Origin of the sequence: Larkinella sp. (assembly GCF_965227735.1) — a bacterium.
In the GTDB taxonomy this organism is placed as follows: Bacteria; Bacteroidota; Bacteroidia; order Cytophagales; family Spirosomataceae; genus Larkinella.
Window position 1 is genome coordinate 1,594,410 of record NZ_OZ245776.1, and the last position, 16,171, is coordinate 1,610,580.

Sequence of the window (16,171 nt, forward strand, 5' to 3'; positions counted from 1 at the left end):
TGCATCCGGATTTTTAAAGCCCCCTTCAGGGGGTTGGGGGCAACGCTTATGTCCGGTTTTATTCCCAACCTTCGTTTCGCCCCGGATTCGCCCCCAACCCCCTGAAGGCCGGGCGGCCGGTGCCGGGCTCTGGACAACGCTTATGTCCGGTTCTACTCCCAACCTTCGTTTCGCCCCGGTTTCGCCCCCAACCCCCTAAAGGCCGGGCGGCCGGTGCCGGGCTTTGGACAACGCTTATGTCCGGTTCTACTCCGTGTCAAAAGCCCGGCACCGGCCGCCCGGCCTTCAGGGGGTTGGGGGCGAAACCGGGGTTGGGGGCAAATCCGGGGCGAAACTACTGCTGCACCGTAATGGCCACCGTCGCGGGCAGCGTGCTGCTGCAACCGCCGTTGGTCGCGGTGAAGCTGTAGGTATACGTCGCCGGGGGCAACACCTGGTTGATCGTTACACTGCCCGTGCCACTGCCCGACGCTGCGGGTGGGTTCGGCGTGTTGGGCGTTCGGGTCCAGGTAATGCTCGCCGTGGCCGGATTGGCCGTGGCGGTTATGTTGGTTTGCTCCAGGTTACAGATGATCGACGCATTCGGGACCACCTGCAAACGCGGTTCCGGCTTGACCACCACCTGTACAATTTCTTCATCCGAACACGATCCGGTGCTGGCCCGAATCCGGTAGGTGACCACCATCGGCACCGTTCCGGCGTTGACCAGCGTTCCCGACGTAATGGTCGTTCCTGTTCCGGTTTGCCCCAGGCTGTTGGTCCACGAAACCGGCGCGCCGTTCGAACCCGCCACAATCAGCGTCGTGGATTGGCCCGAGCAAATCGTCTGGCTGGGTGAACCGGTCACCGTTAAATTCGGCTGGGTTGCCACGACCACGGCGGTGGTAGCCGTTCCCGAACAACCCTGGGTATCGGTCACCAGCAGGTTGTAGTTCCCGCTTTGGGCCGTGGTCGACAGCGCGAGCGTCGGGTTCTGAACCGCACTCACAAAACCGTTCGGCCCCGTCCAGGCATAGGTGTAAGAACCTGATCCTCCCGCGGCTATACCCGTCAGCGACAGGCTGCCCGTCGTACAAACCGGGCTGTTGCTGGTCGCGACTACATAGAGCGAACCGACATTGAGCGTAACCGTAGCGGTTTTGACGCAGGACGTGCTGGCCGTGGGGTCCGAAACCGTCACGGTATAGATGCCCGCCGTGGCCGAGGTGGCGGCTGGCAGGGTCGGGTTGGCGGCATTGCTGGTGAAACCGTTCGGCCCCGTCCAGAAGTAGGTCACCGCTCCGGCATTGCCCGAAATGGAGGTTGCCAGGGTGACGGCCTGCCCCACGCAAACGGCGGTTTGGCTGGCCGAGGCCGTGACCGTCAGGCTACAGCAGTTGTTGACCATAATCACACAGGTAATGGTGGTGGACGACGGACACGAAGCCGGGGCCGCACTGACACCCCAGATTTTGTAGGTGTTGGTTCCGGCGGTGGCAAAGAGTTGGCTGATGTTGCCGGTTCCGGTGGACCCGTCTTCGACCCGCAGCCAGTTGATGGTGGCCAACACGGACGATGTGAAGGTAATGGCTCCGGTTTCGCCCGAACAGATGGTTTGGGAGCAGACCGAGGGGGTGATGACGGGAACGGGGTTGACGGTAACCCCCGTCGTGACGGTTGTCGATGAGCAACTTCCGGCGGCATTGCTGATCCAGGCCGAATAGGTATAGCTCACGGGCGTGGTGCCGGTTGCTTGTGGAAAATCCGTCAGGTTACCAACACCGGTAATACCGCCCGGCATCCGCATCCACTGGACTGTCTGACCGGTTGGATTCGTGGTATAGTTGATGGTTACGGGTGCGCCCGAACAGATGGTAGCTGGTGTTGCCAGCGTGGCGGTTGGTGGCGGAATGATGCAGAACGGAATAAAATAATCTTCAACTTCGCCATTGGAAGCCGCACCATTGGCACTATTGCTTGCCAAAGCATCCGTTGTAATCCGGAAACGGGCGAAAGTGCCGGTGGAGCTTCCCGTGACGCCCGTCAGCGTGGCCGATGGCCAAACCAATTGCGCGGACGTGGCGCCCTTGGCGACGGTTACACAAACTGATTCGCTGGCGTCGAAGGTGCCGTTGTTGTTCCAGTCGATCCAGCCGCAGAGGTTAGCCGCCGTGGTCGTGTTATTGCTAAGGGCCACATTGACGGTGTAATTGGAAAAACTCAAGCCATTGGTTCCCTGAATCACCGGGAATGATGAAACGCCGTCTTCGTCGTTAAAATTTGACGTATTATCGCTGGTGGCCGTAACCGACGCGACACCATCGGCTTCTGAGTCGATGAGGTTCCCTAGTTTTAAGGTGACAACCCCGTTGGGATCGGTTTCAACAATATGCCCAGCCGCGGAAGTCGTGCGGCTGACATTGTAGCTGGCTGGTGCATCGCCAAAATCGAGACCGGGGCAACTGGTGATGTTTTGCCCCAGAAATCCGGCCAAACCCGGTTTGGAAAAGACCTGCACTATAATTTCATTTTGACCCAACTGCCAATTGTTCTTCAGTACCGTTTGCGTTTGGTTAGACAGGAAGAACCCCCCGCCCGGCAAACCAAACTGCGGAGCCTGCCCGACGCCATTGATGTAAATATTTTGGGTTTCGTTATCGGATAAAAAGTTGAGTGTCAATTTAAAAGCTGGCAACAAATAGGGGTCAGTGATGTTGAACCGATACCGGAAAAAATACGAATTCGGATCTCCAGGAATAGCTGTAGGATCAATCCAACTGGCGTCATAGGAAGTCTGCGTATAACTGATCCAATTGGCATTGCCAAAGGGGCTGTTGGCCCAGGTTCCGGGCACCTTGTTACCGGTAACTACTGCTGGTACAAACGTGGCATTGGCAATGGCTGAAATGGGGATTGGTTGCCCATAGTTTCCCCCGGCGTTCGGCACCCAGGCGGCTTCCCAATTGGCATCAAGCCGGTCTATTGCTGCGATGCCCGTGCCGGTAGCGTTGGTTCCGGTATTCAACAAATTGGCATTAACGCAGGAAATATCATTCAAAACGGGTGGTGAACAGACAATGGGCAGTAATTCATTGATAACGCCGTACGAGCCCTGGTATGTGGCGTTGACAATTAACCGCATGTACCGGGCATTGACAGCCGTCGTAAAATCAACTTCCAGTGGATTACCGATGGATTTTCCAGCATCGAGAACAAAAGCCGAAGCCGGATTTATAACATTTTGTTTGGCAATGCTTCCCGATTGAATGGTCGTAAAATTGATTCCGTCATTGCTGGACTGCACGGTGTACAAATAGATGTCCTGAGCCGCTGCGGTTCGGGGATAATAGATAAACCCTACTAAATTTTGAGATGTGCCATAGTCAAACGTTATGTAGCTGCCGATTGGATTAGCGGGAGTAGCCCAACCTCCTCCGTCTATGGTGCTACCATCGATTGCTCCGGTTGGTGAAAAACCGGCAGCCGTTGCTGACGCCGTGGCCGACCAGCCCGGTTGTGGTTTCAGCACGGTGCGGTTGGCACACGACGTGGCGGCATTGTTGGCAACACACACCGACATGTTATCGAAATTGGCATAATCCGTCCGGGCGGCAAAACGGAAGGTGTACGTTCCGGCGGGTAATACGGATGAAATACCGCTTGCTGTCACCCAGGTTTGGTCACCCAGCGCTGCGTTTAACGTAACGATACTGGACAGTGCGATCTCATAGGTTGCTGTAGCGTCTAAAATCTGGATAAAGGCATCCCCTCCTACGTATCCCGATCCGGGCACCGACGAAACCCGATTGGAAAACGATCCGGAAAATGCGATTGCCGCGGGAGCGGTCAGTGTAAACGTTTGATCCATGATCCCTAAAGATCCTTGCAAATCGATGTATTGGCTCCCGTTGGCAGGGGTAGAGGGAATTTGGGTGAGGACACCACTCGGTCTAAAGACGTTTACCGTCGTTGGATCGATCGAATGGTTGGTCCAACCCGGTATGGAAGCGACCAGATTGTTCGTATTCGCCGTTACCACCGGCGACTCGAAGCTTGGGTTGGTCAGCAGGTTGGGGCCGCTGCACTGCGCTTTTGCTGCGGGGATCCAACCGATGGTCAGGATCAGCAACAATACGAAGCAGAGATTTCGTCGCCCGACCGGCCACCCGGTTTTGGTTAATCTGGTAAAAGCGGGAGAAGCCAGTATACCGGCCACCCCCTTAGTCGGATGCATGCCCCGGTTGGTAGTATAAATGTTCATGGCTGACGGGTTTATTCTTCCCAAAACCTGATGATGCTGAAACGAAAATAGGTGCTTCATAATGAATTTATAACTAAGCGTTATAACTGCCGCATCCACGGCCCGACTCAATTGTTTACCGTTAGTGGCACCGTTACGGGGCTGCTCGTACATCCCCCTTCCGTTGCCGTAAACGTATAGGTATAATTTCCGGCCGGTAAAGTCTCATTGACGGTTACGGTTCCTGTTCCCGAGCCACTTGCTGGCGTTCGCGTCCAGTTGATGGTGGCCGTTGCCGGGGTGCTTGTTGCTTTGACATTGGTTTGTTCCTGAGCGCAAATGACGGCCTGTTGCGGAATGACCTGCAAAATCGGTACGGGTTTTATGATGATATCGACGGTTTTACTATCCGAACACGCCCCGGCGTTGGCCGACACCACATAGGTGATGGTCTGCGGTTGTCCGCTCAGGTTGGTGACACCGGCAAAGTTGATCGTCGTTCCCGAGCCACTCTGCCCGAGGTTGTTGGTCCAGGTCACGGGCGCGTTGTTGGCCCCTCCCACGTTCAGCGTTGTACTTTGTCCGGAGCAAATCGTCAGACCCGAACCGGCTGTAATACTTAGACTGGGTTGGGTGGCAATGGTCACTGTGGTTGACGCACTTCCCGTACAACCGACCGCATTGACGACCGATACGGAGTAGACCCCACTCGCCACGGTTGTGGCCGTGGGAATGGTCGGATTTTGCAGGTTGCTGACAAAACCGTTGGGGCCGCTCCAGGCGTAGGTGGTCAGGCCGCTGGTGGCCGACAATGACAGGGTGCTACCGGCACACAACGGACTGTTGCTGAAGGCGTTGATCACCGGCGAAACGGGTCCATTGACGCTTGCCACCAACGTTTGCGAACAGGTTGGTGTTCCGACAGCCTGCACCACGATGGTGTATGAGCCAGCCGCCAGGTTGGTGATGATGGCCGGGCTTGCTCCCAGCGCCTGGAACGCTCCGCCATTGACCCGGTATTGATATGTCCCGGTACCAGTATACGTAATGGCAATGGAACCGGTATTGGGCGATAAACAACTGGTCACAGAAGTTGGCAAGGCGTTGGCTACCAGATCACAACAGTTATTCACCACAATGGTACAGGTAATCGTCGTGGACGACGGACACGAAGCCGGGGCCGCACTGACACCCCAGATTTTGTAGGTGTTGGTCCCGGCGGTGGCAAAGAGTTGGCTGATGTTGCCGGTTCCGGTAGCCCCGTCCTCGACCCGCAGCCAGTTGATGGTGGCCGACACGGACGAGGTGAAGGTGATGGCTCCGGTTTGGCCCGAACAGATGGTTTGCGAACAGACCGAGGGGGTGATGATCGGACGCGGGTTGACGGTGACGACGGTGGTGGCGACGTTGCTCGGACAGCCGTAGAGGTCGGCAATGATGGCCGTGTAGGTATAGGAGGTTGGCGTTGTGCCGGTGGCACTGAGGGCTTCGCTCACGCTGCCGAGGGCGGTGACGTTGCCCGGCATCCGCACCCAGCGAACGGTTTGCCCCGCCGGGCTGGTGGTGTAGTTGATGGAAACCAGATCGCCCGAGCAGGTGGTGAGTGCAGTGGGGCTGGCCGTGATGGTGCCCCCACCGGGGTTGATCACAATTTGATAGTCTTCCACTTCACCGTCAGCAGCCGAACCGCCGGGGGTAGCAACCGTAATGGTGGGATCGCTCGTGAGCCGGACACGGGCGTAGGTCGTTCCCGGTACCAAACCGCTGATGCCTGTCCAGGTCAGCGTGTAACTTCCCGAGCTACCCGCGGCAATGGTAGCGCCTTCCGAGATTTCAAAAATGCCGTTTTGGTTGAAGTCGATCCAGCCAATGATCCGGGCGGTGGGCGCTCCGGGGTTGTTGACGTTGACGACGAGGGCCGTCAGGCTGGTGCTGCCGGTGCAAAGTACGCCGAAGGTGACGGCGTCTTCGTCGTTAATGTTGTCCAGGTTATCGCCGTTGGCGGTGCTGGGAAAACCGTCGGTTTCGATATCGAGCAACGTCCCCATCCGCAGGTTGGCCGAGCCTTTATGCGAGGGACCGCCGTTGGCGAGGGTGGTTTTGTAGGTATCGGGGGCATCACCGAAGTCGCAACCGACGCCGATGGTGATGTCGTCGATGGCGATGTCGTTGCCATCCGTTCCTAATAGTTGCTGGTTATTACGGACAATAAAATCAATGGTGCCTGATGCATCCGCAGTAAACTCCAACTGGTATTTATGCCATTGTATACCATCGTACAGAATATCACCAGATGTATAGGACGCGAGAAGAGAGCCATCTATTTTCCGGGCTTCCAAAATGAGGTTGGGAACGATTCGGGCATTGGTAAAATTTTCCGCATACAAAGAGAGGAAATACGTTGCTCCTGGAACTAAACCAGTGAACCGACGGCGAAAATACTCATCGGGTGTGTGTCCGGAATTGATAAGTACCATATAACCTCCTACATCTCCCGGCGTATGATCAAGCTTGCCGGGAATTCCGACTGTAGCCATATCATTCAAGAGAAAATAGTTTCCACCCGCAAGGAGTACCGGGTCATAGTGGTACGATGTGTAACCATTTGGTAGAGCTGGACCTACGGTTGGGGTCGTTGTTCCCGCAGAACCAAAGTCTTCGACATATGGAACACCACAAGAATTGGAAACAACCGCCGAATTGATAAACGCGTTATCGAACTCCACATAGCCTGCTTGTCCCGCTGTTACAGTAATAGTTACGCTACGAGTTATTATGTTAGGTGAAGCAGTCCCGCCAGCCGTTCGTACATTGGTTAACTGCCAAGGGGAAGGTGGACTATTTTCGGTAATGGTATAGGTGCCGGGAGCTACATTGTAACTTACGGTATTGGCATCAACTGTATTAACAGTGTGATCGTCGAGCAATGAATCATCTTCATTTCTCTGAAATAATCGTCCACCAACATACTGTATTAAATACGGCGTATCGCCATCTGATCCAGCCGAAACGCCTACAGTAATTTCACCACCAATATTGGAATCTATTACAAAAGCCCCCCCTTGTAACCGATAAGGCATTAAATTCCCGTTGACAGCCCAAACGGTTCCATCTGCAGCTACGGTTACATCCTGCCAAGTGTTTGGATAACTGCCAATAATACTAAAGGCTGTGCCCGATATTGACAAATGGTAAATCACACCAGCGTACACCAGCCATACCGTTCCATCGGGAGCAACGTCCAACCGAGTTCCGCAGGCTCCGGGGACTTGCACAAAACCAGCTCCATTATAAAAATACAAATCTTTACAGGCCCCGCTGCCCCCCAAGGCATAGATAAACTGTGAAGCGCCTGCCGAAGCGCCAACATCGACAAAAGTAGGCCCCCCTAAACGGGTTAAGCTTATGCCATCCGAAGTGCTATAGACATCTCCAATCGAATTAATGATGTAAGCCGTTCCATTTTGATCCACATCTATTTTATTGGCAAAAATCGTCGTTGCCGTCCAGTTGGTGCTTCCCGGATTGCGGTAATACACCAGCCCATCTACACCAGATGTTGGCTTTGCCACCACCCAAACTCTATTAGTAACTCCTACACCCACATCCTGCACGCCAATAAAAGCCGCATTATCCGTCAGATTAAACGTACTCCCGCCGGGAATGGTGGACGTAAAGCCAAACTGCTGACCTGCCGTTTCCGACTGCGCTTTCTTGGCAATGGTAATCGTGGCCTGGGCCTGCACCCGCTGCGTCCAGGCCATGATCAACAACAACCCGACGACCCAGGTCCACACCCGCCAGCGACTGGTGGCAAGCGGGACAACCGTCATTCTGGTGAGGTCGGCATAACCCCGCCCGTGAGCGGTGGCGGGTAAACCGGGATGGTGAATCGGTGTAGAAGGTAACCACATGGTCGTACTGATTATTTGTTTGTTCACGCAATATGCTGATACCGAACCCATACTCGTATCGTTTGATCGTTCTGCTGCTTCTTTTGTCCCGGCTTTGCTTCCAACTCCGGATTCGCCCCCAACCCCCTAAAGGGGGCTTTGGACGATACTTATGTCCGGTTTTACTCCGTGTCCAAAGCCCCCTTTAGGGGGTTGGGGGCGAATCCGGGGCAAAACTACTGCTGCACCGTCACCGGCACGCTGGCGGTTTGGCTGCTGCACCCGTTGGTGCCGACTGCCGTGAATTGGTACGTGTAGGCACCGACCGGCAAGGTCTGCTGAACGGTTACCGAACCCGTGCCACTGCCGCCCGGAACCGGCGGATTGGGCGTGTTGGGCGTTCGCGTCCAGTTGATGGCGGCCGTGTTTGGCAGCGCCGTGGCCGAAACCGTGATCTGCTCCAGATTACAGTAGACGGCCGCGTTGGGCGTCACCTGCAAAACCGGTTCTGGATTGACCGTCACCACCACCAGTTCCTGATCGGTACAGGCGGCCGACATCGCCGTCACCACGAAAGTGACGGACTGAGGCTGGCTGCTCAGGTTGCGAATGCCGGTAAAATTGATGGCCGTTCCGGTTCCGCTCTGGCCGATGCTGTTGGTCCAGGTCACGGTCGCTCCACTGTCGCCCGTCACATTTAGCGTCGTAGCCACGCCCGAGCAAACCGTCAGGCTGGGGGCTCCGCTGATCGTCAGATTGGGCTGAACACCCACGGCGACGTAGGTGGTGGCCGTTCCCGAGCAGCCCCCCGCGTCGGTGATCACCACCGTGTAGGAACCGCTTTGGGCCGTGGTCGACAGCGCGACCGTCGGGTTTTGAACCGCGCTCACAAAACCGTTCGGCCCCGTCCAGGCATAGGTGAAGGTGCCGCTGCCCCCGGCGCTCAGACTGGACAACGACAAAGTACCCGTCGTACAAACCGGGCTGTTGCTGCTGGCGGCCACATAGAGTGAACCGACCGTAATATTGACCGAAGCGGTTCGGCTACAGGTGGTACCGGAGGTCGGGTCACTCACCGTCAGGAAGTAGGTTCCCGCCGTGGCCGAGGTCGCGGACGGAATCGTGGGGTTGGCGGCATTGCTCGTGAAACCGTTGGGGCCGCTCCAGGCGTAGGTGACCGTGCCGACATTGCCCGACACCGACGATGTCAGGTTGATGGCTTGCCCGGTGCAGACCGCCGTCGAACTGGCCGACGCCGTCAGCGTCAGGCTACAGCAGTTGTTCACCACTACCACACATGTAATGGTGGTCGACGACGGACACGAAGCCGGGGCCGCACTGACACCCCAGATTTTGTAGGTATTGGTTCCGGCGGTGGCAAACAGTTGGCTGATGTTGCCGGTGCCGGTGGCCCCGTCCTCGACCCGCAGCCAGTTGATGGTGGCCGACACGGACGAGGTGAAGGTGATGGCTCCGGTTTGGCCCGAACAGATGGTTTGGGAGCAGACCGAGGGGGTGATGACGGGAATGGGGTTGACCGTGACGACGGTGGCCGTTGAATTGATCGGACAACCAACTATGGCAGCCGTTGAAGCCGTGTAGGTGTAACTTTCGGGCGTGGTGCCGGTGGCAGTTGGGTAGTCGCTGATGTTGCCGATCCCGTTCAGGTTGCCCGGCATCCGGTTCCAGAGTACCTGCTGACCCGTGGGCGTGGTGGTGTAGGTGATGACGGCTTCGGCACCCGAGCAGATGGATAGGCTCGTCACGCTCGGTGTAATCAGTACATTGGGGCAGATGCCCGCCAGCGTATACACGATGAACGAACTGGGCACGACCGGGGCATTCGTGGTGATGGAACCGGCAGAAACGACGCTGGCCGGACCCGTAAACGAACTCGCGCTGGTGTTCTGCACCAGCGAACTGGCGTCGAAGGTCGACGGAATGGCTACCCATTTCGTGCCGTCCCAGCCGACGATGGTCAGGTTGCTCAGGTTGGTGCCAACCATCGTACTGATGGGCGTGCTGGCGTCCCAGGTGAGGGTAATGCGGGCGGGCGTGTTGCCGTCGATGTCCCAGTATTCGATGTTATCGACCGTGCCGACGCCCGTGGCTTTGGAAGTGGTCTGGAAAGCGGGGCCACCGCCGGGCAGAATCCCGTAATTGCCGCCCATCAGGTTGCTGGTCATCGCCATCCCCGGATCGACGCCGAAGTAGGCCGCCGTGGTGGGTGCCGCACTCGATGAGGCCGAAACAGCCGCCGGGCGGTATTTGTCGTTGTCGCCGATGGGGAACGTAAACGCACCGGGGTTGTAGGTCCGCACGTAGCCATCCACAAAAGCGGTTTGGCTGGCGCTGATCCAGCTTCCGTTCGGATTGACGAAGCTGTAGAGACCGATGATGGGTTGCCGTTCCGACCCGATGATGCCGGCGTTGATGGTGCCGCTGCCGGTTACGAAATTGTGCTGCTCATAGATCGCCGTTTCGGCTTCCGAATGGGCAAACGTGCTGCCAAAACTGCCGGATTGAGCGTGTCCCCATTGGGCTATGACGGTAAACACAAACGTCAGTAAGCCGCCGAATCTGTGTTTGTTAGTAAATATACCCATCATCGAATTACGAGTTAAAACCACTATTATTGAATACGGATATTGAATACGGAATGACTGAATCGGTCTGGAATGTAAGAACGCTGCGCCTTCGTACCAGTTGGAAGGCTTGAGTTCGAACGGGCTGTCAGGCTCGCCCGAATAGTTTAAGAGTCTCACTGTTCAATGGAATTGAACCTGATCAATTGGATAATTTGGTAATTTCGAGAATCGCGGTTCCAAACCGCCAGCCGCCAGCACTGCCCCCGGCAGCATCACCGGCCGTTACCCAGACCGTATCCCCCGCATTCAGTTTTAGCAGCGCGGGTGTCGTACGGGCAAAACCAGCCCCGGCAATAACATTATCGTTGAATAAAAGCCGGTCTGCAGTTCCATTGACCATCAAATAGGCATAACGGCCCGTGGCATAGCCCAATAATTCAGGAATACCGCAGTCGACGTTGAAGTTGACCAGATAGAAGCCCGCAGACGGTGCGGTAAATTTGTCGGTAGCTAAACTAAAATTAGACCCTTTGTCAAATTTCGTTGAAGTGAAATTGACCATAGCTACCGCTGTGATGGTCTGAGAACCCGAAAATTCTACGCGAAGTACGACGTCCGCACTCTGCGCCCCTCCTAACGCCACCCAACCGATTCCGTCCCAGTAGTATTCCCCGATTTTTGCCGCCAGCGTAGGGTACAAAGTGTTGGTCGACGTAATGTTCGGGTTGGTATTGTAAACGTGCATGCCCGGCGCGGCCGGCGCGGTGCCCAGGCCCAGTACCGGTGCCCAGGTGGTGGTGTTAGTAAGGGCAATTTGCGGCATCCGCAGACCCCGCGTGTTGCTTTCCAGTTCGAGCAGCGAACCGGAATGGATGATGGTCGGGTTATTACCGATTTTCACCTGCGCCTGCACCGCGACGGTACTGGCGACGAACGCAACGAGTGCCAGGGTGTATTTAGTCAATGTTTTCATTGGATGAGGTAAATAGTGAGTCATCTTCTTGGTTTTTTTACGGTTTTTTATCCCGGCTGGCCGGGCCGCACCACCGGTGCGCATTCGGATTGGGTCAGTCCTTCGGCGGTGGTGCCGACTGGGCCAAATCCGGCGACCGGTATTCAGCACGAACGCCCGGTTTTGCTTCGCGCCTGGTTTTAGGAAGCGATTTTGCGGGTCGCTCCCCGGCACTGGCCAGCAGGTTTGCATCCAGCAGCAGCAGTTTTTTCGGGTGGGTCATCGCATCGGTTTCCGTTTGCAGGGTTATTCCCGACCGAATCAGACGGCACCCCGGCAGAACCGCTACTGTCGCCAGCGGCAGAACCCGGAGCTGCGCACCCGGCAGCATCGCCAGATTTCCGCGTTCGATGGTCAGCGATTTCCGAATGGTCAGGTTGCCCTTCAACGTCAAGCCCTTCGGATTCCGGACGACCAGATGCTGAATCGTTTTCGCTTTGGCGTCGATGGTTTGGGGCGTTTCTCCCGCCAGCATCAGTGTTCCGTCGCCATTCACATCGTGCGCCAGCGTCAGGCTGTCTGTAAACACACTCACCACGGCGGTTTCCATGAGCTGCAAATCTCCGATCACCGTCATGCCCGTCTGGGCGCGAACGGCGCTTTCCACGAAGGAAAGCAGGAGGATAAGCAGGGTGGAAAGTCGGTTCATTTGGTTTACGGTTTACGGTATTCGGTTTACGGTATGCGGTATGCGGTATGCGGTATGCGGTTTATCGTTATTAGTTTAAATTAATCACCTTACTGTCATTCAGTTGATCCGAAAACCGTAAACCGAATACCGTAAACCAGTCTACTGCTCAATTATTGACAATGACCTGCGTCGTTACCGGTGCGCTCGTACATCCTCCCTGCGTGGTGGTAAAGCTGTACGTATACGTTCCGACCGGCAGCGTTTCGGTCACCGTGACACTCCCTGTTCCCGTTCCGGTGGCCGGGGCCGGGGTTGCCGGGCTGCGGCTCCAGTTGATGATCGCCGTGGGTGATTGGGCTACTGCCGTCACTGTAGTTTGTTCCAGCGCACAGACGATGGACTGGAGCGGTGTTACCTTCAACGTAGGCATCGGGTTGATGGTCAGGATGACGGTTTTGCTGTCGCTGCAGGAACCGGCATTGGCCGAAACCACGTAGGTGAGTGATTGCGGGCTTCCGCTCACGTTCAGCAAACCCGGAAAGTTAATCGTCGTTCCGGTGCCGCTCTGACCGAGGTTGTTCGTCCAGTTGACCGTTGCTCCACCGTCGCCCGTGACCGACAGCGTTGCGGGTTGTCCCGAGCAGATCGTTAGACCCGAACCCGTTGTAATACTTAGACTGGGTTGCGTTGCAATCGTCACAGTTGCCGACGAAGTTGCCGTACAACCTCCCCCACTCGAGGCTGTTACGGTATAGATACCGCTAGCCGCCGTGGTGGCATTCGGAAGGGTTGGATTTTGCTGGTTGCTGGCAAAACCGTTGGGGCCGCTCCAGGTATAGGTCGTAAACCCACCGGTTGCGAACAGCGTCAGCGTGCTGCCTGCACACAGCGGACTGTTGCTGAACACCGCAACGGTCGGAGAACCCACCGTGACGGTGACTGCTGCGGTTCGGATACAGCCCGTACTTGATGACGGATCGCTGACCGTGACCGTATACGTACCGGCGGTCAATGAACTGGCCGACGGAAGGGTCGGATTTGCCAGCGTACTCGCAAAACCGTTGGGGCCGCTCCAGGCGTAGGTCACCGGGCCAACATTGCCCGTGACGGTCGAGGTCAGGTTGATGGCCTGCCCCACGCAGACGGCGGTGTTGGTGGCCGCAGCGGTGACGGTGAGGTTACAGGGAACGGTACACTGATTCACCACAATCACACACGTAATGGTGGTCGACGACGGACACGAAGCCGGAGCCGCGCTGACACCCCAGATTTTGTAGGTATTGGTTCCGGCCGTATTGAACAGTTGGCTGATGTTGCCGGTTCCGGTGGCCCCGTCTTCGACCCGCAGCCAGTTGATGGTGGCCGACACGCTACTCACGAACGTGATGGCTCCGGTTTGGCCCGAACAGATGGTTTGGGAGCAGACCGAGGGCGTGATGACCGGGACGGGGTTGACGGTGACGACGGTGGTGACTACATTGCTCGGACAGCCAAACGCACTGGCAATCCAGGCGGTGTAGGTATAACTGACGGGCGTGGTGCCGGTGGCGGTTGGCACGTCGACCACATTCCCGACGCCGGTTAGACTGTCCGGCAGGCGCGTCCAGTTGACCTGACTTCCTACGGGATTGGTCGTGTAATTAATAGCGATCTGCGTCCCCGAACAAACCGTCCGGGAGGTGATGTCGGGCGTAATGGTTCCCCCGCCGGTGGAAATCGACAGGCGGTAATCTTCTACTTCGCCATTGCTGGCCCGACCCGCCGGGGTGCTGTTGGTGATGGCCGGATCACTCGTGAGTCGCAAACGGGCGTAGGAAAAACCGGCGGAAAGGCCACTCAGGCCACTCCAGACCAGTTGGTAACTGCCGCTCGAAGGGGTGTTGACTGTGGCGGCTTCCGAAGACTCGAATACGCCGTTGCGGTTAAAATCAATCCAGCCGATGAGTCGCGCCCCCACTGTGCCGGTGTTGGTAACCGGAACCGTCAGCGTGTAACTGGTCGAAGTGGTACAGAGATTGGCAAAGGCACTGACGCCGTCTTCATCGTCGGAGCCAATGTTGTCATCACTCTGGGCAGCCGCATTGGCCGTGGCCGGAATGCCGCTCGCTTCAATGTCCGGGGCTACGGCGCCGATGTGCAAACCGGGTGTAATCAGGTGACTGGCCCCGCCGGTTGCCAGCGAAGTCAGATACGTATCAGGAGCATCACCAAAATCCAGCGGACATTGTGATACGGGAATGATGGCACTGGCGATGGTTCCCGGTGCATAACAACTGGCATCGGAGCGCACCAGGTATTTGATGGTGTCTGTTCCGACAAAGGCCAGGTCCGTGAGGGTATATACCAACTGGTTGCTGACAATCTGAGCCGTACCGTGCAGGGGCTGCTGCGTGATTTGATCGATGTACAAATTGCCCGTCGCGTTGTTGACATCGTTGGTCAGGGACGCAATGGTAGTGCTTGTTTGGCTGCAATTGGTAATCCCCGTCGCCTGATCGTTGAGTGCGGTCGGAGGAGGAATCAGCGATAAAAAATCCGGAAACCGGTAACTAAAGGTATTGACGGGTAAGGGAAAACTTACGAAACCATCTACCACAGGGTTTTCAATATTAAACGTGGAGCGAACCGCCCGGTTTGTTCCGTAAGGATCCCCGCCATAGCCGTTGGTATTTACCCACAACTTTCCATCGGGGCCCGTCTTCAAGCCTAAAAAGGGAAGGTTAGGCCAGCCATTTCCATTTCCGTTGATATTTCCAATATCAACGCCAGTTTGCATGTTATAGGCCCGGAGAGCACCCACACCGTTTGCTGCTATGGAAAAATAGAGCCACTTGCCACTCGGTGAAAACTCCGTACCATAGGCAATAAAAGTTGATGGCGGACTGTAAAAATTAGCAGCATTCGTTACCCCCGATATCGCACCGGTCGTATTGTTAAAATCACCTACATAAAGATTATAACCACCCAAATATCCTAAACTCAGCGCAAATTTTCCGGTTTTCTGATGATAAGCGATTGAACCCAATAACCAATAATAGGGATTACCAGCAGCAGTCCAGGCGGTCGACCAGTTAACACCAGCTATTGTATACGTCGATACCGGCGTGGCGGTTACTGTACCGGCAGCGGTTACGGCATACACTTCAATCCGGTTCGTCAAAACATTATTCAGGATCAGCCAGGCACCCTGGTTATCCGGACGAGCGACCACAAACATCGACTCGGTAAACGCGTTCGTAGTCAAGATGCGGGTTGGTTGCTGGGTTACCGCCCCCAAACCAGCATTGGCATTCATATCGATCTGTCCGATGTAAATGGACCCCGGTTTTGCCGAACCTCCCCACTCATTGGCGTCATTGATGAAATAAAGGAATTTTCCGCAGTCGCCCGTGGCAACGCCATTGGGTTTTTCGATGACCGCCACGCTTTGTGCTCCGTTTACACTTTGTACCCATCCCCCAGCCGGGTTAGCCACCGGGGCCGGGGCCGGGAATACCAGATTCCCCCCCTGCATGACCTGATGGTTTCGGTTGATGATCTCATTCCCCGAGGTATAGAACATCAGTTGCCCGGTGGTCGGATTGGTCGCGACAAAGCAGCCTTCGGCTCCAAACGGGGTATACTGGTTGTTCAGGGCTGAGGGTTGGTTCGTCGCATTATCAAAGCTGATCCCGGCCGTTGAATTTCCAAAGTACCAGATATGATCCTGGAACTGCGCCCGGGCCTGTGAAAAGGGCAGCAACAGCAGCAACAACAGCCCAACGGCCCATGAGGCACAACTTCCTTTGTCCCGACGGGTGGCAGACTCCATCGGAGTCGTTCTGTAAA

Annotated in this window: 6 protein-coding genes; all 6 read right to left on the reverse strand. The window is 56.2% G+C overall.

The window, feature by feature from the left end:
• Positions 1–334: 334 nt before the first annotated feature.
• The 6 genes from ACO064_RS06175 to ACO064_RS06200 all read right to left on the reverse strand — a co-directional run bounded on the left by ACO064_RS06175 (position 335) and on the right by ACO064_RS06200 (position 16,154).
• On the reverse strand, positions 335–4,240 hold the full coding sequence (locus ACO064_RS06175) for a discoidin domain-containing protein (RefSeq protein ID WP_421826521.1): 3,906 nt from the start codon (positions 4,238–4,240) through the stop codon (positions 335–337).
• Positions 4,241–4,347: 107 nt separating this feature from the next.
• A complete protein-coding gene (locus tag ACO064_RS06180; protein WP_421826522.1) occupies positions 4,348–8,133 on the reverse strand; it encodes a GEVED domain-containing protein in 3,786 nt (1,261 codons plus the stop codon).
• Positions 8,134–8,348: 215 nt separating this feature from the next.
• Positions 8,349–10,670, reverse strand: coding sequence for an immunoglobulin domain-containing protein (locus tag ACO064_RS06185; protein ID WP_421826523.1), 2,322 nt, complete (start codon positions 10,668–10,670; stop codon positions 8,349–8,351).
• Positions 10,671–10,899: 229 nt separating this feature from the next.
• Positions 10,900–11,673, reverse strand: a complete 774-nt coding sequence (locus ACO064_RS06190) for a C1q-like domain-containing protein (RefSeq protein ID WP_421826524.1) — start codon at positions 11,671–11,673, stop codon at positions 10,900–10,902.
• A gap of 94 nt (positions 11,674–11,767) precedes the next feature.
• Positions 11,768–12,361 carry a hypothetical protein gene (locus ACO064_RS06195; protein ID WP_421826525.1) on the reverse strand — a complete coding sequence of 198 codons (594 nt, stop codon included), beginning with the start codon at positions 12,359–12,361 and terminating at the stop codon, positions 11,768–11,770.
• 148 nt (positions 12,362–12,509) lie between these two features.
• Positions 12,510–16,154, reverse strand: a complete 3,645-nt coding sequence (locus ACO064_RS06200; RefSeq protein ID WP_421826526.1) for a GEVED domain-containing protein — start codon at positions 16,152–16,154, stop codon at positions 12,510–12,512.
• Positions 16,155–16,171 lie beyond the last annotated feature (17 nt).